The organism is Rhodococcus rhodochrous, from assembly GCF_900187265.1.
Lineage (GTDB): Bacteria > Actinomycetota > Actinomycetes > Mycobacteriales > Mycobacteriaceae > Rhodococcus > Rhodococcus rhodochrous.
Genome location: NZ_LT906450.1, coordinates 3348704 through 3371935, shown reverse-complemented (window position 1 = coordinate 3371935; position 23232 = coordinate 3348704). Strand labels below are relative to the sequence as shown.

23 protein-coding genes are annotated in these 23232 nt (G+C 69.4%); 16 read left to right on the top strand and 7 right to left on the bottom strand.

Annotation, left to right across the window (positions count from 1 at the left end; all coding sequences use genetic code 11):
- The first annotated feature begins 42 nt into the window (after window positions 1-42).
- The 6 genes from CKW34_RS15485 to holA all read left to right on the top strand — a co-directional run bounded on the left by CKW34_RS15485 (window position 43) and on the right by holA (window position 6542).
- The gene (locus CKW34_RS15485) at window positions 43-621 is read left to right on the top strand and encodes a histidine phosphatase family protein (RefSeq protein WP_229579462.1); all 579 of its coding nucleotides are present in this window, start codon (window positions 43-45) and stop codon (window positions 619-621) included.
- On the top strand, window positions 608-1390 hold the full coding sequence (gene octT / locus CKW34_RS15480) for a diglucosylglycerate octanoyltransferase (RefSeq protein ID WP_059380806.1): 783 nt from the start codon (window positions 608-610) through the stop codon (window positions 1388-1390). Before CKW34_RS15485 ends, octT begins: the two co-directional genes overlap by 14 nt.
- A gap of 5 nt (window positions 1391-1395) precedes the next feature.
- Window positions 1396-2235, top strand: a complete 840-nt coding sequence (locus CKW34_RS15475) for a DegV family protein (RefSeq protein WP_059380807.1) — start codon at window positions 1396-1398, stop codon at window positions 2233-2235.
- A gap of 145 nt (window positions 2236-2380) precedes the next feature.
- Window positions 2381-3217, top strand: coding sequence for a ComEA family DNA-binding protein (locus tag CKW34_RS15470; protein WP_059380808.1), 837 nt, complete (start codon window positions 2381-2383; stop codon window positions 3215-3217).
- Window positions 3214-5574 (top strand): DNA internalization-related competence protein ComEC/Rec2, encoded by a 2361-nt coding sequence (locus CKW34_RS15465; protein ID WP_059380809.1) that lies wholly within the window; start codon window positions 3214-3216, stop codon window positions 5572-5574. The genes CKW34_RS15470 and CKW34_RS15465 overlap by 4 nt, the downstream gene beginning before the upstream one ends.
- Window positions 5571-6542 carry a DNA polymerase III subunit delta gene (holA, locus tag CKW34_RS15460; RefSeq protein ID WP_059380810.1) on the top strand — a complete coding sequence of 324 codons (972 nt, stop codon included), beginning with the start codon at window positions 5571-5573 and terminating at the stop codon, window positions 6540-6542. Before CKW34_RS15465 ends, holA begins: the two co-directional genes overlap by 4 nt.
- 128 nt (window positions 6543-6670) lie before the next feature.
- Here holA and rpsT read toward each other — a convergent pair whose 3' ends face one another.
- The gene (rpsT, locus tag CKW34_RS15455; protein ID WP_006554505.1) at window positions 6671-6931 is read right to left on the bottom strand and encodes a 30S ribosomal protein S20; all 261 of its coding nucleotides are present in this window, start codon (window positions 6929-6931) and stop codon (window positions 6671-6673) included.
- A gap of 362 nt (window positions 6932-7293) precedes the next feature.
- Here rpsT and CKW34_RS15450 point away from each other — a divergent pair, with 362 nt between their 5' ends.
- Entirely contained in the window at window positions 7294-8115 is an 822-nt protein-coding gene (locus CKW34_RS15450; RefSeq protein WP_059380811.1) for an aquaporin, read from the top strand.
- Between the two features lie 27 nt (window positions 8116-8142).
- Here the strand turns inward: CKW34_RS15450 and CKW34_RS15445 are convergent, their stop codons facing one another.
- A complete protein-coding gene (locus CKW34_RS15445; RefSeq protein WP_059380812.1) occupies window positions 8143-8811 on the bottom strand; it encodes a type II toxin-antitoxin system PemK/MazF family toxin in 669 nt (222 codons plus the stop codon).
- A 63-nt stretch (window positions 8812-8874) separates the two neighbouring features.
- On the opposite strand from CKW34_RS15445, the gene lepA reads away from it, so the two are divergent.
- The 3 genes from lepA (at window position 8875) to CKW34_RS15430 (ending at window position 12783) form a co-directional block, all read left to right on the top strand.
- Entirely contained in the window at window positions 8875-10770 is a 1896-nt protein-coding gene (gene lepA, locus CKW34_RS15440) for a translation elongation factor 4 (RefSeq protein ID WP_237451241.1), read from the top strand.
- A 35-nt stretch (window positions 10771-10805) separates the two neighbouring features.
- Window positions 10806-11738: an NAD(P)H-dependent flavin oxidoreductase gene (locus CKW34_RS15435; protein ID WP_059380814.1), complete on the top strand. Its 933-nt coding sequence runs from the start codon at window positions 10806-10808 to the stop codon at window positions 11736-11738.
- 67 nt (window positions 11739-11805) lie between these two features.
- On the top strand, window positions 11806-12783 hold the full coding sequence (locus CKW34_RS15430) for an ABC transporter substrate-binding protein (protein WP_059380815.1): 978 nt from the start codon (window positions 11806-11808) through the stop codon (window positions 12781-12783).
- Between the two features lie 7 nt (window positions 12784-12790).
- Here CKW34_RS15430 and CKW34_RS15425 read toward each other — a convergent pair whose 3' ends face one another.
- Window positions 12791-14734, bottom strand: a complete 1944-nt coding sequence (locus CKW34_RS15425) for a glycoside hydrolase family 15 protein (protein WP_059380816.1) — start codon at window positions 14732-14734, stop codon at window positions 12791-12793.
- A gap of 66 nt (window positions 14735-14800) precedes the next feature.
- Between CKW34_RS15425 and CKW34_RS15420 the strand changes: the two genes are divergently transcribed.
- The 6 genes from CKW34_RS15420 (at window position 14801) to CKW34_RS15400 (ending at window position 19158) form a co-directional block, all read left to right on the top strand.
- On the top strand, window positions 14801-15007 hold the full coding sequence (locus tag CKW34_RS15420) for a hypothetical protein (protein WP_016694101.1): 207 nt from the start codon (window positions 14801-14803) through the stop codon (window positions 15005-15007).
- A 171-nt stretch (window positions 15008-15178) separates the two neighbouring features.
- The gene (locus CKW34_RS24865) at window positions 15179-15271 is read left to right on the top strand and encodes an Ms4533A family Cys-rich leader peptide (protein ID WP_309568822.1); all 93 of its coding nucleotides are present in this window, start codon (window positions 15179-15181) and stop codon (window positions 15269-15271) included.
- Window positions 15272-15422: 151 nt separating this feature from the next.
- Window positions 15423-16448, top strand: coding sequence for a sulfate ABC transporter substrate-binding protein (locus CKW34_RS15415; protein ID WP_059380817.1), 1026 nt, complete (start codon window positions 15423-15425; stop codon window positions 16446-16448).
- Between the two features lie 114 nt (window positions 16449-16562).
- Window positions 16563-17360 carry a sulfate ABC transporter permease subunit CysT gene (gene cysT, locus CKW34_RS15410; protein ID WP_016694104.1) on the top strand — a complete coding sequence of 266 codons (798 nt, stop codon included), beginning with the start codon at window positions 16563-16565 and terminating at the stop codon, window positions 17358-17360.
- A complete protein-coding gene (cysW, locus tag CKW34_RS15405) occupies window positions 17357-18163 on the top strand; it encodes a sulfate ABC transporter permease subunit CysW (protein WP_059380818.1) in 807 nt (268 codons plus the stop codon). The genes cysT and cysW overlap by 4 nt, the downstream gene beginning before the upstream one ends.
- The gene (locus tag CKW34_RS15400; protein ID WP_059380819.1) at window positions 18160-19158 is read left to right on the top strand and encodes a sulfate/molybdate ABC transporter ATP-binding protein; all 999 of its coding nucleotides are present in this window, start codon (window positions 18160-18162) and stop codon (window positions 19156-19158) included. Before cysW ends, CKW34_RS15400 begins: the two co-directional genes overlap by 4 nt.
- A gap of 34 nt (window positions 19159-19192) precedes the next feature.
- Here the strand turns inward: CKW34_RS15400 and CKW34_RS15395 are convergent, their stop codons facing one another.
- From CKW34_RS15395 to CKW34_RS15380, 4 genes are all read right to left on the bottom strand, one after another.
- Window positions 19193-20068, bottom strand: a complete 876-nt coding sequence (locus tag CKW34_RS15395) for a universal stress protein (protein ID WP_059380820.1) — start codon at window positions 20066-20068, stop codon at window positions 19193-19195.
- 93 nt (window positions 20069-20161) lie between these two features.
- Window positions 20162-21052, bottom strand: coding sequence for a polyphosphate kinase 2 (ppk2, locus tag CKW34_RS15390; RefSeq protein ID WP_059380821.1), 891 nt, complete (start codon window positions 21050-21052; stop codon window positions 20162-20164).
- A 105-nt stretch (window positions 21053-21157) separates the two neighbouring features.
- A complete protein-coding gene (locus CKW34_RS15385) occupies window positions 21158-21901 on the bottom strand; it encodes a sirohydrochlorin chelatase (RefSeq protein WP_059380822.1) in 744 nt (247 codons plus the stop codon).
- Window positions 21898-23232 carry a sulfate adenylyltransferase subunit 1 gene (locus CKW34_RS15380; RefSeq protein WP_059380823.1) on the bottom strand — a complete coding sequence of 445 codons (1335 nt, stop codon included), beginning with the start codon at window positions 23230-23232 and terminating at the stop codon, window positions 21898-21900. Before CKW34_RS15380 ends, CKW34_RS15385 begins: the two co-directional genes overlap by 4 nt.

Genomic DNA, 23232 nt, shown 5'->3' with positions numbered 1-23232 from the left:
CTGCTGCGCCACGGCCAGACCGAGTACAACGCCACGCGGCGGATGCAGGGCCAGCTCGACACCGACCTCTCCGAGCTCGGTCGGCAGCAGGCGCTCGCCGTCGCCGACGCGATCGCCCGGTTCGATCCGCTCGCCGTCGTCTCGTCCGATCTGCGCCGCGCCTACGACACGGCGACCGCGCTCGGTGATCGCATCGGGCTGCCGGTCGCGATCGACACGCGGCTGCGCGAGACGCATCTCGGCGAATGGCAGGGCCTGACCCACACCGAGGTCGACGCCGTGGCCCCGGGCGCGCGCAGCGCGTGGCGCGCCGACGCGACCTGGGCACCGCCGGGAGGCGAGAACCGGATCGACGTCGCGCGGCGCAGCATGGCCGTCGTCGGCGAACTGCTCGACAAGTACGAGAACTGGAGCGATCGGCCCATCGTGCTGGTCGCACACGGGGGTCTGATCGCCGCGCTCACCGCGGCCCTGCTCGACCTGCCCGTCGATCGGTGGCCCGTCCTCGGCGGTCTCGGGAACACCGGCTGGGTGCAGCTCAGCGGATACGGCGAGGTGCCGTCCTGGCGCCTCGACGTCTGGAACGCGTCGGCCACGGTGGCGCCCGATGACGTCCTCTGAACCCACGCCGATCGGGACCGACGCCGCCCCGCGGCGCCCGGTCCTGCTGGTGATCGGCGACTCGCTGAGCTACTACGGCCCGAAGGGCGGCCTGCCCGCCGACCATCCGCGGATCTGGCCCAACCTGGTCGCGGCCGAACTCGGATGGGACGTCGAACTCGTCGCCCGGATCGGGTGGACCACACGCGACGCGTGGTGGGCCATGACCCAGGACCCGCGGGTGTGGGCCGCGATCCCGCACGCCGGAGCCGTCGTCCTGGCCGTGGGCGGGATGGACACCCTCCCGTCCCCGCTGCCCACCGCACTGCGGGAGGGCCTGCGCTACATCCGCCCGCCGGCCCTGCGTCGCGCGGCGCGTAACGCCTACGGGTGGTTGCAGCCGCGACTGTCACCGCTCGGTCGACCGGTGGCGCTCCCACCTCGGGTCAGCGTCGAGTACCTCGAAACGATCAGGGACGCATTGGCATACATGCGCCCCGATCTGCCCGTCATCGGCACCCTGCCGTCGGTGCACCGCAGCGAGCAGTACCGGTCGGTGCATGCCGGCCGGCTCCCCGCGGCACGCGCGATCACCCGCTGGGCGGCCGAGAAGTCGGTTCCCCTCGTCGATCTCGCCGAAGCGGTGCGGGAGAACGTCTTCTCCGACGACGCCAATCCCGACGGGATCCACTGGGGTTGGGAAGGACACCGCCGTGTCGCCGCCGCTGTCGGCGACGCGGTCCGGATCGTGCATCGGGATGCGGAAGTCCCGGTGGAGGGCCTACGGTAGGCGTCGTGTCCGTCGTCGTCGTCACAGATTCGTCGAGTTGTATCGACCCCGAACTGATCCGTCGGTACGACATCCGTGTTGTGCCACTGCACATCATCGCGGGCGGACGCGACCTCCGCGAGGGCGTCGACGAGTTGCCGGAGGATCTGTCGACCGTGACGACCTCCGGTCCGTCTCCCGCAGAACTGACCGACGCCTACACCGAGGCCCTCGAGGACAGTGGGGGAGACGGCGTCGTGGCCGTGCACCTCTCGCGGGTGCTGTCCGGGACGTGGGACGCAGCCCGGCACGCCGCCGAATCGCTGGGCGACCGGATCCGGCTCGTCGATTCGCGGAACACCGCCATGGGTTCGGGTTTCGCCGTCCTCGAAGCGGTGCGCGCCGCACGGGCCGGAGAAGACCTGGCCCGGGTGTACGAGCGGGCCGTGGAGGTCGCGGCGTCCGCCCGGACCCTGCTCGTCGTCGACCGGCTCGACCACCTCCGTCGCGGTGGCCGGATCGGCACGGCCACAGCGCTGTTGGGTACAGCGCTCGCGATGAAGCCCGTGCTGCACATCTCCGACGGCAAGCTCGTCCTGCGGGAGAAGACCCGCACGATGACCAAGGCGATGGCCAAACTCGTCGACGGAGCCGCAACCGATGTCGGCGACGAACCGCTCGTCGCGGTGCACCACCGCGGGGCACCCGAACGGGCGCGCAGCCTCGCCGATCAGCTCGCGCAGCGCCTTCCGGAGGGCACCGAGATCGTCGTGTCCGAACTCGACGCGGTTCTCGGCGCGCACGTCGGACCGGGCGCGGTCGGTGTGGTCGTCGCGTCCGCGGCGACCGGTGTCTCCGAGGACTGACCCCCTACATTACCTCCCGGCCCGGATCATGCCGGTGGAGGCCCGATCCGGGCATTCATCCACAAGGGTGCTAGTCATCCACAACCCCGGCCGGATCGGCACCGACACCGAATCCGGCGTTCGCGGACGCGGTTAGCGTCGCGGCATGGCGAGCAGTGACCACCGCGATCTCGCGCGCACCCGCCTCGGCGCGATCACACGTTCCTCGGCGATGCCCGCGGAACCGCCCTGGACCGACGACACGTCGACCGACGAGCACCCCTGGGCGGATCCGGACGACGACGAACCCGTCCACAGCGGTTCCGGCCGGGAACGATTCGTCGATCGGCTGACCGCCGCGCGATGGGACACGGGACGACGGGGAACCGCTGCTCTCGCCGCGATCGGAGTGCTCGCCGCCACAGTGGCTCTCGTCGTCGTGTGGCGCGACCGGCCGGTCCCCGAACCGGTACCGCCGCTGCCAAGGGTCGAAGTCGTGGACACCTCCGAGCCGTCCGCCACGAAGGAGACGGACACGGCACAGCCGGATTCCGCCGAGTTCGTCGTCAGCGTCGTGGGCGCGGTGACACGGCCCGGGCTCGTGCGCCTACCGGCAGGATCCCGTGTGGCCGACGCGCTCGACGCTGCCGGCGGTGCCGTCGACGGTGCCGACCTCATCGGCCTGAATCTGGCGCGGCGGGTCGCCGACGGTGACCAGATCGTCGTGGGAATCGCCCCGCCCCAACCTGTTCCGCAGGCCAGTGGAATCGTCGGGGCGCAGGCCCCGGGTGATACTCCACCGGAGGCAGGCGGGTTGGTGGATCTCAACACCGCCGACGAGACCGCGCTCGACGCGCTGCCGGGAGTCGGCCCTGTGACGGCCGCGGCGATCGTCTCGTGGCGTGACACCAACGGACCGTTCACGGACGTCGAACAACTCGGTGAGGTCGACGGGATCGGACCGGCGCGCCTGGCCAGGCTGCGTGAACTGGTGACGGTGTGACCGTCCGGAACGACGGATCCGACACCGCAACGGTTCTCGATGCCCGGTTGGTGCCGTGCGCGCTGGCCGCGTGGGCGGTGACACTTCTCGGGTTGTACACGGGATGGCGGATCGTGACCGCCGTGGCGGTCGCGGCCGTCGTCGGATGCGCCGTGACGGTCCGTCTCGTCGCGGCCGGTCGCATCCCTCGCGGAGGTGCGCGGATCCTCCTCGCCGCACTGGCCGTCGTCGCGGGATTCGGACCGGCCGCCGGTCTGCGGATGTGGGCCGCCGACCAGCACCCGCTCGCCTCCGCAGCGGAAAGGGGAGCGTGGGCCGGCGTCGTCCTAGTCCCCACCGACGACCCGCGGCACATCCGGGCCGCGGCATTCGACGACACACCCCGGGTACGCATCCCGGCACGGCTCGAGCACGTGACGGTCGGTGGGCGATCCGTGGAGACCGGGGGATCGGTGGTGGTGTTCGCACCGGCCGACTCGTGGGGAGATCTCCTGCCCGGGCAGTCCGTCACCGCACGTGTGCGGGCGGCGCCGCACACCGGGCCGGGCACCACGGTGGCGTTGCTCCGCGCGGAGACGGCGCCGACGACGGTCGGCCCGCCACCGGTGTGGCAGCGATGGGCCGGCACGGTACGCGACCGGCTCGCGCAGGTGGGTTCCGCGGTGCTTCCCGCCGATCGGGCCGGCCTGCTGCCCGGTCTCGTGGTGGGCGACACCACGGCGCTGACCGACGAGGTGCGGGAGGACTTCCGCGTGGCCGGACTGACGCACCTGACGGCCGTGTCCGGAGCCAACGTCAGCATCGTCCTCGGAGCGGTACTGCTCCTCGTGCGTGCGGTAGGACTCGGACCGCGTTCCGGGACCGTCCTCGCCGGAACCGCTCTCGTCGCCTTCGTCGTCGTGGTCCGTCCGTCGGCGAGTGTGGTGCGCGCGGCGGCGATGGGATCGATCGGGTTGCTGGCATTCGTGACGGGTCGTGAGCGACAGGCACTTCCCGCCCTGTGCACCGCGGTGGGCGTACTGCTCGTGCTCCTGCCCGACCTCGCCGTCGACGTCGGGTTCGCGCTGTCGGTGTCCGCGACGGCGGCACTGATCGTCGCCGCGCCACCCGTCGTGACCCGGCTCGTGGATCGCAGGTGGCCGCGTCCCGTCGCGGAGGTCACGGCGATGTCGCTGGTCGCGTTCGTGGCGACCGCACCTCTCGTCGCGGCGGTGAGCGGGACGGTGAGTGTCGTGTCGGTCGCGGCCAATGTCCTCGTCACCCCGGTACTGGCGCCGCTGACGGTCCTCGGTTCGCTGGTCGCGGTGGGCGCCTCCGTCGTCCCGTGGGTCGGGGAGGTGCTCGCGCGCGGCACCGGGCCGTTCCTGTGGTGGCTGATCACGGTGGCCGACCGGGCGGCATCGTTGCCGTCGGCCGAGCTCGAGGTGCCGGACGGGCCGGTGGGGGCTCTCGTCGCGGCCGTGCTGGTCGCCGTCGTGTGGTCGGTGGCTCGTCACCGGCGGGTGCGGATCACGGCACTCGTGATCGCGCTGGCGGTCGCGGCGGTGTGGCTGCCGGTGCGGATGCTGCGACCGGGCTGGCCCGGGGCCGGGTGGGTACTCGTCGCATGCGATGTCGGTCAGGGCGATGCGCTGGTGCTGGCGACGGGGGACGGGCGCGCGGTCGTCGTCGACACCGGACCCGAACCGGAACCCGTCGATCGGTGCCTGCGCCGGTTGAGGATTCGCCGTGTCGCACTGCTCGTCGTGTCGCACCTGCACGCCGACCACGCGGGTGGAATCCGCGGTGTCCTCACCGGGCGCTCGGTCGAGACGGTCGTGGTCGGGCCGGGCGCTGCCGGTGACGACGCGGCGGGTGTGCTCGACGCGGCGACCGGGATCGGTGTCGTGGTGCGGGAAGTGGGTGCCGGTGCGACCCTGCGTGCGGGCGATCTCGACCTCCGGGTGCTGGGCCCGGCGGGGCGACGGACGGGCGGTTCCGAGAACGACGACTCGCTCGTCCTGGCGGTCGACACCGTCGTCGGTCGGGTCCTGCTGCCGGGCGACGCGGAGGAGACCGCGCTCGACGCACTCGTGCGGTCGGGCACCGACGTGCGTGCGGACGTGCTGAAGGTGCCGCATCACGGCTCGCGCACCACACCCGCCCGGTTCCTCACCGCCGTGCGGCCGAGCGTCGCCCTCGTCAGCGCCGGGCGCGACAACCTGTTCGGGCATCCCCATCCCGAGATCGTCTCCACCCTGACCGGAATCGGGGCGCGGGTGCTGCGCACCGACCTGCACGGCGACGTCGCAGTGGTCCGTGCCGGTTCCGGGGCGCTCGCGGTGGTGTCGGACGTGCGTGGCACGATCGAACCGTGAGCGACGCGTCCCTGCATCTGGTCCTCGGTGAGGAAGAACTGCTCGTCGACCGTGCCGTCGCGCAGATCGTGTCCGATGTCCGCACGCGCAGCGGAACTCCCGGCGACCTCCCCGTCTCCCGGCTCCGCGCCGGCGACGCGGGTGTGCCCGAACTCGCCGAGCTGCTGAGCCCGTCGCTGTTCGCGGAAGAACGCATCGTGATCCTCGAATCCACGGCCGACGCCGGAAAGGACGCCGCGGCGCTGATCCTCGACGTCGCAGCCGATCCGCCGCCGGGCGTGACACTGGTGATCCTCCACAGCGGCGGCGGTCGGACCAAGGCGATGGTGCCCGCGCTGCGCAAGTGCGGCGCCGAGGAACACATGTGCGCTGCTCCCGCGAAGGCGGGGGAGAAGGCCGCGTGGGTGCGCACGTTCGTCCACAAGGAGTTCCAGGCCGCGGACGTACGGGTCTCGGGCGACGTCGAACAGCTCGTCATCGAAGCGGTGGGATCCGACCTGCGCGAACTCGCCGCTGCGTGCAGCCAGCTCGTGGCCGACACCGGCGGCAAGATCGACGCTGCGGCCGTGCGGCGCTACTACTCGGGCAAGGCCGAGGTGTCGGGATTCGACGTGGCCGAGAAGGCCGTGGCCGGCGACACGGCCGGTGCGCTCGAAGCGCTGCGGTGGGCGATGCACCGCGGTGTCGCCCACGTGCTGCTCGCTGATGCCCTCGCCGACGCCGTGCACACCATCGCCCGGGTCGGCTCCGCCGGTCGCGGCGACCCGTTCTCCCTCGCGTCGTCGCTCGGTATGCCGCCGTGGAAGGTGAAGAAGGCCCAGGCACAGGCGCGCACATGGGCGCCGGCGTCGATCGGCACCGCGCTCACGGTGGTCGCTGCGCTCAACGCCGACGTCAAGGGAGCGGCCGCCGATCCGGACTACGCTCTCGAGCACGCCGTGCGGGTCATCTCCGAACTGGCGGCCTGAGCCGTCCGCGCCCCGATCCCGCTTCAGGGGCGGCGTCATGTCTGCCGTTCAATGCCACGAAGGCCGTCCCCGGCGGGGGACGGCCTTCGTGAAGCAGAGCCTGCGTCTACTACCTCGGAGCGATGAACTCAGAGCTTGTTGGCAAGCTTCGCGAGAGCAGACTTCTTGTTGGCGGCCTGGTTGGGGTGGATGACACCCTTGCTGGCAGCCTTGTCGAGCTGACGGCTGGTGGCGACGAGGAGCTCGTTGACCTTGTCCTTGTCGCCGGCGGCCGCAGCCTCGCGGAACGAACGGATCGCCGTACGAAGCGACGACTTCACCGACTGATTCCGGAGTCGGTTGCGCTCGTTGGTGCGAATCCGCTTCACCTGGGACTTGATGTTGGCCACGCGTAAATCCTGTCGTCTTGCTGGTAGCTGGTAGGAAAGCTCTGGGTGCATCTGAGCACCGATGGACAAGGCTACCAAGAACGGATCACAAAGCCCAAACCGGCGGTCGAATCACCCTTCTCACCGGCCTGATCGTTTCGGCCAGGACTACGCGCACCTGACTGTTGTTGTTGCGTGCCGCCGCGGGAGGGCATCTACATGGGCGGACACGCCACGGCGCACGATGTTGTTGTCGAGGTCACGGCGCTTGCGTAATCTCCCTCACAGCGCGAACGACGAGTTCGCGGCTGCGGTGCATCGACTCGAAGTGTTCTACCACCAGGTTCCGCCTGCATGCGGGACCGCGAACATCGAGGTGACCCATGGAACCCCCACGCGATCCCGAGTCCCGAATCGACGAAGATCTCGCACGCCAGACATCCCTGGAAATCAGAGACCCCGGTGAGTTCTCCGATCTGCGGAAGTACGTGGCGGAGGCGATCGGAACCTTCCTCCTGGTGTTCTCCGCGGTGGGTACCGCGGTGTTCGCCGGAACCTATGTCGGCCAGCTCGGCGTCGCATTGGCGTTCGGCCTGACCTTGCTGTTCCTCGTGTACACCATCGGCCCGATCTCCGGGTGTCACGTGAATCCGGCGGTGACGCTCGGGCAGCTCATCGTCGGTCATGTGACGCCGGTGCGCGCCGTGGGTTACTGGATCGCGCAGGTCGTCGGCGGTCTGATCGCCGGTCTGACGCTCTACGCGGTGGCGTCGTCGCTGCCGAGCTACGACCGTGCCGCCGACGGGCTCGGCGCGAACGGCTGGGGCGCACACAGCCCCTCGGCCGTGCACGGCCCGCTCGGCGGTGTGCTCGAGAACGGCTACGGCATCGGCGCGATGATCGTCGTCGAGGTCCTGCTCACGGCCGTGCTCGTGTTCGTGGTGCTCGGTGCGACCGATCAGGTCGCCGACGCACCGATCGCCGGCATCGCCATCGGCTTCACCCTCGCGGTGATCCATTTGATCTCGATCCCGATCGACAACACGTCGGTCAACCCCGCACGCAGCCTCGCCGTTGCCTTCTACCAGGACGGTGCGCTCGGGCAGCTGTGGGCGTTCATCGTGTTCCCGCTCATCGGCGGCGCACTCGGAGCCCTCGTCTACACCTTCCTCTTCGGACGGCGGTACGGGCTCCGGGCCTCCTGAGGTCCCGCGGGCGGGACGCGGCCCGGTTCAGCTCCAGCCGAAATCGGTGCGGAGCCGGGCCGCGACCTGATCGAAGCGTGCGCGGGGAAGGATCGCGCCCTCGCGGCGGATGCCGTCCTCGGGGACGTCGAGCACGCGATCGAGGCGCACCCAGCTCGGGCGGTTCTCCGCGTCCCACCGTCCGGAGCCGATTCCGAGCCAGTAACGGTGACCGTCGCGGTCGGCGTTCGACGACAGCATCAGTCCGAGCAGCGTCGAGTCGTCGCGGCCCACGACGAGCACCGGGCGGTCCTTGCCCTGCGTCGGATCTTCTTCGTAGGCCACCCAGGTCCACACGATCTCGCCCGGATCGGCGCGACCGTCGAGATCGGGGGAGTACTCGAGGCGGCGGGCACGCTGCGCCGTCGGCGTGGTGCGCGACGCCACCGGGCGACCGGGGGCCGGGCGCTTCGTGCCGGACCGGGTCTTCGCAGCACCGGGCTTCGGTGCCGCGGTCCGGTCCGCGCCGGGCTTCGGTGCCGCGGTGGTACCGCTCCCCGAAGTTCCGCTCGCTGCGCCGGCCTGGCCGGCCGCGTTCAGCGCGGCGCGCGCCTTGTCGAGCGCCCCGGACTGCTGCAACTGCTGGTAGATCTTCGGCCCCTGCTCGACGGCGAGACGCCCCAGCTGCCTGCCCAATTTCTTCCATGTACCGGCCACGGGAACCGAGCTTAACCGGACCTGACCCGGGCGAAGTCCCGGCCGCCGCCCGACTTGGATATTCTGCAGGGTGACCGCGGTCTGCAGGCCGCTGCCAGTCCGAGTCAGGAGCACGACATCAGCACCTTCGCCGACACCACGTTCACGGACCCCGCAAAGATCCGGAACTTCTGCATCATCGCGCACATCGACCACGGAAAGTCGACGCTCGCGGACCGGATGCTGCAGCTCACCGGGGTGGTCGAGGAGCGGCAGATGCGCGCCCAGTACCTCGACCGCATGGACATCGAGCGCGAGCGCGGCATCACGATCAAGGCGCAGAACGTACGTCTGCCGTGGAAGCTCGACGGCGAAGACTACGTGATGCACCTGATCGACACCCCGGGCCACGTCGACTTCACCTACGAGGTCTCCCGCGCGCTCGAGGCATGCGAGGGCGCGGTCCTGCTCGTCGACGCCGCGCAGGGCATCGAGGCGCAGACCCTCGCCAATCTCTACCTCGCGCTCGACAAGGACCTGACGATCATCCCGGTCCTCAACAAGATCGACCTGCCCGCGGCCGACCCTGACCGCTATGCCGGTGAGATCGCGAACATCATCGGCTGCGAGCCGTCCGACGTGCTCCGGGTCTCCGGCAAGACCGGCGAGGGCGTCCCCGAACTCATCGACGCCGTGATCCGCCAGGTGCCGCCGCCGGTCGGTGACGCCGACGCGCCTGCCCGCGCCATGATCTTCGACTCCGTCTACGACACCTACCGCGGTGTCGTGACGTATGTGCGTGTGGTCGACGGCAAGATCGTGCCCCGCGAGAAGATCAAGATGATGTCGACGGGCACGACCCACGAACTGCTCGAGGTCGGCATCGTCTCGCCCGAACCCAAGGCCACCGCCGGTCTCGGCGTCGGCGAGGTGGGCTATCTCATCACCGGCGTGAAGGACGTGCGCCAGTCGAAGGTCGGCGACACCGTCACCACCGCCCGCAACGGTGCGGAGGAGCCGCTCACCGGCTACCGCGAACCGCGCCCGATGGTCTACTCCGGCCTGTATCCGGTCGACGGTTCCGACTACCCGGTGCTGCGCGACGCGCTCGACAAACTCCAGCTCAACGACGCTGCGCTCACCTACGAGCCCGAGACGTCCGTCGCCCTCGGATTCGGCTTCCGCTGCGGCTTCCTCGGTCTGCTCCACATGGAGATCACCCGCGAGCGCCTCGAGCGCGAGTTCGGCCTCGACCTGATCTCCACCGCCCCCAACGTCGTCTACCGCGTCGTGCTCGAAGGTGGTCAGGAAGTCGTCGTGACGAACCCGTCCGACTGGCCCGAGGGCAAGGCCCGCGAGATCTACGAACCGATCGTCAAGTGCACCATCATCGCGCCGAGCGAGTTCATCGGCTCGATCATGGAGCTGTGCCAGTCGCGGCGCGGTGAGCTCGGCGGCATGGACTACCTGTCCGAGACCCGCGTCGAGCTGCGGTACACGTTGCCGATGGCCGAGATCATCTTCGACTTCTTCGACTCGCTGAAGTCGCGCACCCGCGGCTACGCCTCGATGGACTACGAGGAGGCCGGCGAGCAGGAGGCCGCGCTGGTCAAGGTCGACATCCTGTTGCAGGGCGAGGCCGTCGACGCGTTCAGCGCGATCGTCCACAAGGACGCCGCGGCCGCCTACGGCAACAAGATGACGACCAAGCTCAAGGAACTCATCCCGCGGCAGCAGTTCGAGGTGCCCGTCCAGGCTGCGATCGGCTCGAAGATCATCGCCCGCGAGAACATCCGGGCGATCCGCAAGGACGTTCTCGCCAAGTGCTACGGCGGCGACATCAGCCGTAAGCGCAAGCTGCTCGAGAAGCAGAAGGAAGGCAAGAAGCGGATGAAGACGATCGGCCGCGTCGACGTGCCGCAGGAGGCGTTCGTCGCCGCGTTGTCGTCCGAGGCCTCGTCCGACAAGCCGAAGAAGTAGTCGCTCCTGCTGCGACGCCCACCGGAAGGATTCGCGTGCTCGACACCTGGCTCACCCGTGAACTCGGAATCTCCGTTCCTCTGCTGGGTGCGCCCATGGGTGGCCGGGCCGGTGGGCGGCTCGCCGGCGAGGTGACGCGGGCCGGCGGCCTCGGCCTGATCGGTGCCGCCCGGTACAACACCGCCGAGTGGATCGAGGGTGAGGTCCGCACCGCCCGCGAGATCGGTGGTGGGGCCGTGGGATTCGGTCTGATGACCTGGGCGCTCGCCGACGACGACAGCCTCCTCACCGCGGTGCTCGAGCACCGCCCGCAGGTGGTCACGCTCTCGTTCGGCGATCCCGCACCCTACGTCGAGCGTGCCCACGATGCCGGGGCTGTCGTCCTCTCGCAGATCAACACGATCGACGACCTGCGGGTGGTCGAGGCCGCGGGTGTCGACGCGGTGATCGCGCAGGGACACGAGGCCGGTGGGCACACGGGCCGGATCGGCACCCTCCCGCTGCTGCAGGAGGTACTCGAGTCGACGTCGCTGCCCGTGCTCGCCGCAGGCGGCATCGCCACGGGCCGCGGTCTGGCGGCGGTGCTCGCAGCCGGTGGACAGGGCGCCCTGGTCGGGACGGCTCTGCTCGCCAGCCCGGAGACCGTCGGCCCCGATTACGCCCGTGGCCGGCTCGTGGAGGCCGGCAGCGCCGACACCGTCTACACCGACGTCTTCGACAAGGCCCGGCACCAGCCGTGGCCGGCGCGCTGGGGCGGACGCGCCCTGCGCAATGCGTTCACCGAGGAGTGGCACGGCCGGGGCGCCGACGAGGACACCCTCGCCGCGGCGTACACCGGTGACGATCCCGACATCGGGGTGGTCTACGCGGGGGAGGCCGCCGGTCTGGTGCGGTCCGAGCGACCCGCGGGCGAGGTGATCCGGGGTATCGCCGAACAGGCGGAGACCCTGCTGTCCCGCTTCCGCTGAGCACTGCACCGGCACACGGACGTCCCACTCGGGTTAAGGTGAGCCTCACCTGAAATGGAGGTCGCCCATGCGCCGAGTCGTTCTCTCCGCGGTAGCGCTCGTACTGTTCGTCGCCCCGACCCTCGTGGCGTGTTCGTCGGACACCGATGACACCGCGACTGCCGGCGGCGAGACCGTCACCGTCGAGCACTCCTACGGCACGACGACGATCGAGGGCACACCCGAGCGGATCGTCGCGACCTCCAGCCAATGGCTCGACGCCCTCGTCGAACTCGGGGTGCAGCCCATCGCGTACTACAGCGCCGGCTCGTACGGCGACGATCGCGGCCTCTACCCCTGGCAGACCGACGTCTCCCCGGATGCGATGGCGCTGAGTCCGACAGCGGAGACGTCGGTGCCTGTCGAGGAGGTCGCCGCTCTCGAACCCGACCTGATCCTCGGCGCCTGGCAGATCGCTTCGCAGAACGACTACGACACGATCTCCGCGGTCGCGCCGACGATCGGGCCTCTCGGCGACACCGGCGTGGACCGCTGGGACGAACAGGTGCGCGTGCTCGGTGAGGTCCTCGGCCGCACCGACGACGCCGAGCGGATCATCGCCGACCGTAACGCCGAGATCGAGGAGGCTGCTCTGCCGGGACTGGAGGGCCGGACCGCTGCGCTGTCGCAGTACGTCACCAACGAGCAGCAGGTCGTCGTGGTCGCCGATCCGGACGACGGTGCCGCTGCGCTGTTCACGCAGCTGGGCATGACGCTGCCGCCCGCGCTGGTCGCGGAGGGCGGAGCCTCCCAGGGGCGGGTCGTGCTCGGTCCCGAACGCGTCGACGCCCTGGTCGCCGATCTGCTGATCATCCTGCCGCGCGGCGGAACCGAGCAGGACCTGATGGCCCTGCCCGGATTCGACCGGCTGCCCGCCGTCACCGGAGGCGGTCTCGCCATCGTCGACTTCCCGACGGTCGTCGCGTTCAACACGCCCTCGTCGCTGTCGATCGGTTATGCGCTCGACGTGATCCGGCCGCAGCTCGAGGCGGTCGCCAACGCCTGAGACCGGCTCACGGCCCGAGATGCGCGGGCCGGAAGTTGCCCGCTCCGATCTCCCGCTCGGCGCGGATGACGTGGACGACGGCATTGATGAGCGCCAGGTGGGTGAACGCCTGCGGGTAGTTCCCCAGATGGCGTCCCGTCTCGGTGTCGATCTCCTCGGCATAGAGCTTCAGGGGGCTCGCGTAGTCGAGCAGGCGCTGGCACAAGGCGGCCGCCCGCTCGACCTCGCCGATCTCGACGAGCGCCGAGACCAGCCAGAACGAGCAGATGGTGAACGAGCCCTCCTTGCCCGCGAGCCCGTCGTCGGTGGTCTCCACCCGATAGCGCAGCACCAGCCCGTCCTCGGTGAGTTCGTCGGCGATCGCCAGCACCGTGGCCCGCACCCGGGGATCGTCCGCGGGCAGGAAGCGCAACAAGGGGATCAGCAGAGCCGAGGCGTCGAGCGACGGGTGGCCGTACCGCTGGGTGAAGACACCGCGTTCGTCGACGCCGTGTTCGAGGACGTCGGCCTTGATCTCGTCGGCCATCGCCGCCCACTTCCGGGCGTAGTCGGGACGACCCTGCAGTTCGGCGAGTTTCGAGCCGCGATCGAGCGCCACCCAGCACATGACCTTCGACGACACGAAGTGCTGGGGCTCGCCGCGCACCTCCCAGATGCCCCGATCGGGCTTGCGCCAGTTGGCCGATGCCTCCTCGACCTGCCGGCGCAGGGTGTGCAACAACGTCTGGGGGAAGTGCCCGCGGGACTTGACGTGAAGGTAGACCGAGTCGAGCAGTGTGCCCCAGATGTCGTGTTGCTGTTGGTGATAGGCGTCGTTGCCGATGCGGACCGGGGTGGCGCCGTCGTAGCCGCTGAGATGCCCGAGGGTCGACTCCGGCAGTTCGCGCTCGCCGCCCACCCCGTACATCACCTGGAGCGGATAGCGGACGCCGTCCGCGTCGCGCGAGACGTCGAGGATGAACGAGAAGAAGTCGTCTGCCTCCCGGTCGAATCCGAGGGTGTACAGACCCCACAGTGCGAAGGTCGAATCGCGTACCCACGCGTAACGGTAGTCCCAGTTACGTTCTCCGCCAGGTGTTTCGGGGAGCGAGGTTGTCGACGCCGCGAGCAGCGCCCCGGTCGGGCTGTAGGTCAGTCCCTTGAGTGTGAGCGCGCTGCGCTGCAGATAGGTGCGCCAGGGATGATCCGGGAAGCGGCCCGTCGTGATCCATTCGCGCCAGTAGTCCTGGGTGGAGACCATCTTGGCGACCGCCTCGTCGAAGGTGTGCGGCATCGGGCAGTCCCCCCACGACAATGCGACGAAGGCCGTGTCGCCCTTGTTGAGCCGACGTCGCGCGCGGGCCTCGCGGTCCTCGATGCCGAGTCGCAGATCCGTGGTCATGCGCAGCGTCGGATGCTCGTCCGCCGCGTTCCGGCACACCGCGGTGGCCTCCTCGTAGACCTTGCCGGTGTACCGCCATTCGGTGCGGCCCCGGTGGTAGTCGAAGGCGGGTTCGCAACTGACGTACAGGTCCACCGTCCCGTTCACACAGCGCACCGTCCGCAACAGCATGTGCTCGGCCTCCCAGTCGGACGGTGTGCGGCGGTGTGTCGTGGAGCGCTCCTCGACGTCGTACCAGGGCGCCATGACCAGGGCGTCGCGCACGATCATCCAGCCCGTGTCGGTCTGCCAGGTCGTCTCGAGGACCAGACCGCCGGGCAGGTACCGCCGTGCCGCGGGCACGGTGCGATCGTGCGGCGACAACCGGAAATGGCCCGCGCTGCGGTCCAGCAGTGCGCCGAACACGCTGGGGGAGTCGGGTCGCGGCACGCACATCCACTCCACGGTTCCGTCGCGCGCGATCAGACAGGTGCTCTCGCAATCCGAGAGGAATGCGTAGTCGTCGATGGGCGGGAACACGCTCCGTCGGAAGGGTGACCCCGACAGCGGCGAGGAGTGGTGTTGGTCCATCACTCCATGATCACTGCGGGCCGGGTGGATCGCAGCGTGGTTGCCGAACCTACTAGGGTGTAGGCAATGGATCGGGTGGCTTCGTGGTGGGACGGCTTCGAGCTGTGGCTCGCGGGTCTGTCCTTCGTCCCCCAGGTGGCCCTGGTGCTGGCGGTGCTGGTGCCGGCCTGCTTCGGGGTCGCATGGCTGCTCGATCGGGCGATGGCCGGTGTCTTCGGACTGCTCGGCCGCGGAGAGACGGACTCGCCCGCCACGACGACGGAGGATTGCTGACATGCCGCGTTCGCGCGTGACCCTGGCGCTGATCGCGCTGCTGATCATCGTCGTCGTCGCATGGCTCGTCTCCATGTGAGCACGCCGCTCGCGCATCCGGTTCGGTGCTCGACGCCCGGTGTCCGAATCGTCGATTTCGGTCGACCCTCGGCCTCTGCTAATCTCTGCCGCGTGTCCGCGACCACTCTGCCCCGCCTCCGCCACGAGTTGGCGTTGATCGCTGTGGGCATGCCTTCGGTCGCCGACATCGACTGTTGTCGCTGAACCCTTCTTCTCTCCGCGGTGCCCATCTTCCGGATCCTCTCGTCCGTCGGTGCCGCATCCTCGCGAATCCCGGCCGGTCCGATTCCGGCAGCCCCTCGTCCGGTGCCGGTCGCGTTCATCCCCCTCGAAACAGCCCCTCAGGAGGCTCGTCATGAAACGTTCCAGGTTCGTCGTCGCGGCGTTCGCCGCGATCACCGCCCTCTCCCTCACCGCCTGCGCCGGCGGTTCGAGCGACACCGTTGGAGCCGAGAGCGGCGGCGACGGATCCGGCGGCACGATCAACCTCTACGCCTATGCCGTGCCCAAGGTCGGATTCGATTCGCTGATCCCCGCATTCGAGGCGACCGAGGAGGGCGAGGGTGTCGTCTTCCAGCAGTCCTACGGCGCCTCCGGAGACCAGTCCCGCAAGGTGCGCGACGGCGCCGAGGCCAACTTCGTGAACTTCTCCGTCGAGCCCGACATCACTCGTCTCGTCGACGCGGGTCTCGTCGACGAGAACTGGAACGACGACGCCTACAACGGGATCCCGTTCGGATCGGTCGTCACCATCGTCGTCCGTGAGGGCAACCCGAAGAACATTCAGGACTGGGACGACCTGCTCCGTCCGGACGTCGAGGTCGTCACCCCCAACCCGTTCAGCTCGGGTTCGGCGAAGTGGAACCTGCTCGCGCCGTACGCCGCGAAGAGCAACGGCGGCGCCGACCCGCAGGCCGGCATCGACTACGTCACCGCACTGGTCACCGATCACGTGAAGGTACAGCCGAAGTCCGGTCGCGAGGCCACCGAGACCTTCCTGCAGGGCACCGGCGACGTGCTGCTGAGCTACGAGAACGAGGCGCTGTTCATCGAGCGCAACGGCGACCCCGTCGAGCACGTCACCCCGCCCGTCACCTTCAAGATCGAGAACCCCGCGGCGGTACTGAAGAATGCGAAGGACGTCGAGGTCGCGCAGGCGTTCAACGACTTCCTGTACACCGCAGAGGGCCAGCGCCTGTGGGCAGAGGCCGGCTTCCGGCCCGTCGACCCGGGCGTCGCCGAGGAGTTCGCCGAGGAATTCCCGCAGCCGGAGAAGCTGTGGACCGTCGCAGATCTCGGCGGCTGGGAGACCGTGAACGAGGAGTTGTTCGCCGACAGCACCGGTACCATCGCGGTGATCTACGACAACGCCACGAAGTAGAGCACGCGCGTGACCGTTTCGGAACACACCGCCGGGTCGGGAGCTTCGTCTCCCGCCCCGGCGGGTTCGCGTCGCGGGCCGTCCGCCGCGGCCCCCGCCCGTCCGCGTCGCCGGATGTTCACCGGCGCCGTCGGGCCCCTCGGTATCGGCATCGCCACCCTGTGGTTGAGTCTGATCGTCCTGCTTCCCCTCGCGGCCCTGGCCTTCCACTCCGTCTCGGACGGCCTCGGCACCTTCGTCGATGCGATCACCGCACCGGCCGCTCTCGCGACCCTGCGGATCACCGTCGTCGTCTCGCTGGTCGTCGCGGCGATCAACGCGGTGATGGGCACGGTGATCGCGTGGGTTCTCGTCCGCGACGAGTTCCCGGGGAAGAAGTTCGTCAACGCCCTGATCGACCTGCCCTTCGCACTACCGACGATCGTCGCGAGCATCGTGCTGCTCTCGCTGTACGGGCCGCAGAGCCCGATCGGTGTGCAGCTCAACGCGACCGAGCCGGGACTGGTGGTGGCGCTCGCGTTCGTCACCTTGCCGTTCGTGGTGCGCTCGGTGCAGCCGGTGCTCATCGAGGCCGACCGTGAGGTCGAGGAGGCCGCCGCCTCGCTCGGAGCCGGCAACTTCACGATCTTCCGCACGGTCGTGCTGCCCGTGCTCGCACCGGCCGTCCTCGGCGGCACCGGCCTGGCATTCGCCCGCGCCATCGGTGAGTACGGCTCGATCGTGCTCATCGGCGGCAACATCCCGTACAAGACCCAGGTCGCGTCGCAGTACATTCAGCAGCAGATCGAGATCGACCGGCCGGTCAACGCCGCCGCGGTCTCCGTCGCGCTGCTGGTGATCGCCTTCGTCGTGCTGTTCGTCCTGCGCCTGGTCGCGAACCGGGGACTGCGCCGAGAGGAGGACGACCGGTGAAACCGTCCCTCGCAGCCCGACTGTCGCTGCGCTTCGTCGCGCTCGCGTACCTGTTCGTGCTGCTGCTCGTCCCGATCGGGGTGATCCTCTACCGCACCTTCGAGAACGGCGTCGTGGCGTTCGCCGAGTCGATCAGCACCCCGGCGGCGATCTCGGCGCTGAACCTGTCGCTGCTGATCGTCGCGATCGTCGTTCCCGTGAACGTGATCTTCGGCATCGTCGTCGCGCTGGCCCTCGTCCGCGGCAGATTCCCGGGCAGGGGACTGCTGCAGGCCGTCGTCGACCTGCCCTTCGCGGTCTCGCCGATCGTCGTGGGTGTCGCCCTGATCATGTTGTGGGGCGCCCACGGGTGGTTCGGCGCCGTCGAGGATCTCGGCTTCAAGGTGATCTTCGGGCTGCCGGGCATGGTGCTCGCGACGATTTTCGTGACCCTGCCGTTCGTCGTGCGCGAGGTCGAACCGGTGCTGCGCGAGATCGGGGAGGAGCAGGAGCAGGCCGCCGCGACCCTCGGCGCGAACACCTGGCAGACCTTCTGGCGGATCACCCTGCCGGCGATCCGCTGGGGCCTGACCTACGGCATCGTCCTCACCGTCGCGCGAGCTCTCGGCGAGTTCGGCGCCGTCATCATGGTCTCGTCCGGTTTCCCCGGCGTCTCCCAGACGCTGACGCTGCTCGTGCACGCCCGGTACATCGACGACCACAACACCTTCGGCGCCTACAGCGCCGCGACCCTGCTCATGGCCATCGCGGTGATCGTCCTGCTGCTGATGACCCTGCTCGACCGGAAGAGGAGCACCGAATGATCACCGTCACCGGGGCGCGCAAGAACTACGGAGATTTCGCCGCACTCGACGACGTCGACATCGACATCCCGTCCGGCTCGCTCACCGCTCTGCTCGGACCCTCGGGCTCGGGGAAGTCGACGCTGCTGCGTTCGATCGCCGGCCTCGAGACCCTCGACGCGGGCACCGTCCACATCGCCTGCAAGGACGTCACCGGCGTCACCCCGCAGAAACGCGACATCGGGTTCGTGTTCCAGCACTACGCCGCGTTCAAGCACATGACGGTGCGCGAGAACGTCGCCTTCGGACTCAAGATCCGCAAACGACCCAAGGCCGAGATCGCGAAGCGGGTCGACGACCTGCTCGAGATCGTCGGGCTCGGCGGGTTCCAGCGACGCTATCCGGCGCAGTTGTCCGGCGGCCAGCGTCAGCGCATGGCACTCGCCCGTGCCCTCGCCGTCGACCCGCAGGTGCTGCTGCTCGACGAGCCGTTCGGCGCCCTGGACGCGAAGGTCCGCGCCGACCTGCGGACCTGGCTGCGCCGCCTGCACGACGAGGTGCACGTGACCACCGTGCTCGTCACGCACGACCAGGAGGAGGCGCTCGACGTCGCCGACCGCATCGCGGTGATGAATGCCGGACGCATCGAACAGGTCGGAACGCCGGAGGAACTCTACGATCGCCCGGCGAACAGCTTCGTGATGTCGTTCCTCGGGACGGTGTCCAAGCTCAACGGCGTGCTGGTGCGGCCGCACGACATCCGGCTCGCCCGGCAACCGGCGCTCTCCGACACCTCCGGCGGCTCGGTCGGTGTCACGCGGGCGACCGTCGAGCGTGTGGTCCGGCTGGGCTTCGAGGTGCGCGTCGAACTGCGCAACGACGCGACCGGTGAGCAGTTCACGACGCAGATCACCCGCGGCGAAGCCCACGACCTGGGCCTCGCCGCGGGCGACACCGTCTACGCGCACGCTCCCGCCGCGTCGGAGACCGCCCCGCTCGGTACCGCCGCGCAGTAACCGAGCGGGGGACTCGAGGGTCACGCGGCTCGGCTCAGTGGGCCTCGGTCTCCGATCGGTGGTGGGCCCGGCAGATCATGACCGGACAGCAACTGTGGTGGATGAGTCCCTGACTGCTCGAGCCGACCACCGCAGCTGCCAGCGGGCTCCGGCCGTGGCTGCCGACCACCACGAGCTGGGCACTCTTGGATTCCTCGAGCAGGACGATGTCGGGCTTGCCCCGCTCGACCCGATAGGAGACCTCGACGTCGGGGAACCGTTCGGTGTGCCCGGAGGTATGCGACTTCATCTCCTCCCTCCGGTGCTCGACGTAGGCCGTCCAGTCTGTGAACCGTGACCCCTCGCCGTAGGTGAGCGTGGACTGCTCCGTCCAGGTGTGGATCGCGACGAGCGGTGCCTCGAGCGCCGCGGCGGTCGCGAACGCATGCTCGACGGCGGACTCGCTGACCTCGGTGCCGTCCACTCCGACGACGACCGGGCGCCCGTCGGGCGGCTGGAATCCGTCGCGGCTGCGCCACGTCACCACCGGGCATTCGGCGTGGTTGGCCACCGACACGACGTCGGAGCGCCGGATCATCGACTCCCACTCCGTGGTGGTCGTGTGGCCGAGGACGATCATCCGTGCCTCGCGCGACAGGTCGGTGAGCACGCGATCCGGCTTGCCCGACGGAGTGGACCGCCGGACCTCGACCCGGTCGACCGCGCCCCGAACTGCCGCTTCCGCGGCGGTCAGAACGGCCTCCTCCGACGGGTCGGTCCCGTCGCCGGAGGTGGGGGGATGAACGTGGACCAGGTCGATCGGTTCGCCGAGACGTCGGGCGATGCAGGCGGCCCACCGGGCCGCATCGAGTGCGCTGTCCGATCCGTCGATGCCGACGACGATTCCGTGACCGACATTGGCTGTGCCCATGCTGCCTCCTCGCGTCACCGTCCAGTGTGGTACGGATCACACGGTGCGCGCCAGCCCCGAGCACCTCGGCACGCGCGGACAACTGCCCGGTGGTCAGTCGCCGACGGCGTCCTTGCCACGCTGGACGATCTTCGGGTCGGCCGGGAAGACGATCTGACGGTCCTTGTCCTCGTACTCGAACTGGTTGAGGAAGAACCGCATCGCGTTGATCCGCGCCCTCTTCTTGTCGTTGGACTTGATGGTCGTCCACGGCGCCCAGTCGGTGTCGGTGCGCCGGAACATCTCTTCCTTCGCGTTGGTGTACTGGTCCCACTTGTCGAGCGATTCGAGGTCCATCTCCGACAGCTTCCAGCGTCGCACCGGATCGAGCTGGCGGATGGCGAAGCGCGTGCGCTGCTCCCTCCGGGTGACGGAGAACCAGAACTTCGTCAGCGTGATGCCGGCGTCCACGACGAGCTTCTCGAACAACGGGACGTGCTCCATGAAGCGTTCGTACTCGTCGTCGCTGCAGAAACCCATGACCCGTTCGACCCCGGCGCGGTTGTACCAGGAGCGGTCGAACAGCACGAGCTCACCGGCGGTGGGGAAGTGCTGGATGTAGCGCTGCATGTACCACTGGCCCTGCTCACGGTCGGACGGCTTGTTCAGCGCGACGGTCCGGGCGTGCCGGACGTTGATGTACTCCTGGAACCGCTTGATGGTGCCGCCCTTGCCGGCGGCGTCGCGACCTTCGAACACGATGATGTGCTTGGACCCGTTGTCCTTGGCCCACGACTGGAACTTCAGCAGTTCGATCTGCAGGAGGTACTTCTCGACCTCGTAGGTGGCGCGGTCCATCCGGGTGTCGTACGGATAGTTCTCCCGCCAGGTGTCGACGGCCCGGCCCTCGATGTCGATCAGATCGGGGTCCTCACCGTGGTCGTCGCGCACCGAATAACCCTCCGTGCGGAGCCGGTCGATGTAGCGACGGAGTTCGTTCTGCACGCGAGGTCCTCCCGGATCACCGATGTCGCCGAACGACGACCGTGACTCCGTTGTAGCGGAGGAATGCGAATCGTGCGTGAACTCCGGCGGAGAGTCGGACGCGACTCAGGCGACGCGCAGTCCGCGCCGCCGGTGCACGGTCTCGGTGTAGCGCTCGGTGATCACCCGCGCGACGGCATCGTGCCGGGTGAGGGTCTCCGCGACCCGCACGTGCCCGACGCTGTCGGCCTCGGCGCAAGCGCGGTCCCACAGCAGTCCGGGGGCGAGGATCCACGGTGTCAGCACGACGGTGTGGGCACCGCGGGAGGTGAGGTCGGCGAGGGTCGTCCCGACCGACGGACCGGTCGTGGCGAAGCACGCCGCGGCCTGCGTCCACGCCGTGCCGGCGAGAATGCGGGGTACCACCAGTTCCGTCGCCCGGTTCGCTTCGGGGCGTCGCGATCCCACCGCGCACACCGCGATACCGACGGACGGATCGTCGGCCGACACCCCCGTGGCCGTGATGAGATCGCGAGCCGCGTCGACGAGGAGATCGTCGTCGCCGAGGATCGGCGAGCACAGCACCTCGAGCAGCGGATGACGTTGCTGCGCTTCGTGCAACAGGGCCGGCAGATCGACTCTTGCGTGGAAGGCACTGCCGAGCAGCAGCGGCACCACCGCGACCTGCCGGTGCCCGTCCGCGGCGAGCGCGTCGAGAACCTGACCGACCGACGGGGTGTTCAGATCGAGGAACGCGAGTCGCACGTCCAGACCGGGGTTCTCGGCCCGGACGGTGTCGAGCGCGGCAGCCACGGCCCGCGCCGAACGCGGGTCGCGACTGCCGTGCGCGACGGCGACGAGCGGCATCATGCCGGGACGCGGTCCCCGAGCTCGATGTCGGCGAGTCCGTCGCCCACGAGACCCGCGGCGAGGGTGTTGCCCCCGGCCGGATCGATCAGCAGGAAGCTGCCGCTGCGGCGGTTGACGCGGTAGTCGTCCGCGGCGATCGGCTCGGCCACACGCACCGTGATGCGCGCGATCTCGTTGAGCTCGATGCTCTCCGGGCTCGGGACGGAGGTGAGATCCTGCTCGTCGAACCGCTCGTCGATCGTCCCGACGATGGCCTGCGTGATGCGGGTGCCGTGCTTGAGCAGCAGCCGGGCGCCGGGACGCAGCGGCTTCTCGGCGAGCCAGCACACGGTGGCCTCGAACTCCGACAGCGGCTCGGGTGCCGCCTCCGGGGTGGCGATGATGTCGCCGCGGGAGACGTCGACGTCGTCGGCGAGCACGAGGGTCACCGACCGGCCGGCGTGCGCGACATCGAATGCGCCGTCGGCACTGTCGATGCGCTCGACGGTGGTGCGGACACCGGACGGCAGCACGACGACCTCGTCACCGGGGCGCACGGACCCTGCCGCGACCTGACCGGCGTAGCCGCGGTAGTCGGGGAACTCGGCGGTGCGGGGACGGATCACGTACTGCACCGGGAAGCGCAGACCGGTCTCGTGCCGGCCGTGCGCATCGGCGTCGACGGGAACCGACTCGAGGTACTCGATGAGGGTCGGGCCGTCGTAGTAAGGGGTGTTCTCGCTGCGCACGGCCACGTTGTCGCCGTGCAGCGCGGAGACCGGGATCTCCTGCACGTCCTCGGGGGCCCAGCCGAGCGAACTCGTCAGTTCCCCGAACTCGGCGGAGATCTGCGCGAACACCGAGGCCGGATCCTCGACGAGGTCGATCTTGTTGACCGCGAGGACGAGCTTCGGCACACCGAGCAGGGCGAGCACGGCGGCGTGTTTGCGGGTCTGCGAGACGACACCCTTGCGCGCGTCGACGAGCAGGACGACGAGCTGCGCGGTGGACGCACCCGACACCGTGTTGCGGGTGTACTGGACGTGACCCGGGGTGTCCGCGAGGACGAAGCTGCGCTTCGGCGTCGCGAAGTAGCGGTAGGCCACATCGATGGTGATGCCCTGCTCACGCTCGGCGCGAAGGCCGTCGACGAGCAGCGAGAGGTCGGGGGTGTCGAGGCCGCGGTCGACCGACGCGCGGGTGACGGCGTCGATCTGGTCGGCGAGTACGGACTTGGTGTCGTAGAGCAGTCGGCCCACCAGGGTGGACTTGCCGTCGTCGACCGAACCGGCGGTGGCGAGGCGCAGCAGCTGCGTGTCGCTCTGCACGCTCTGCTCGTGAAGGTCGCTCAT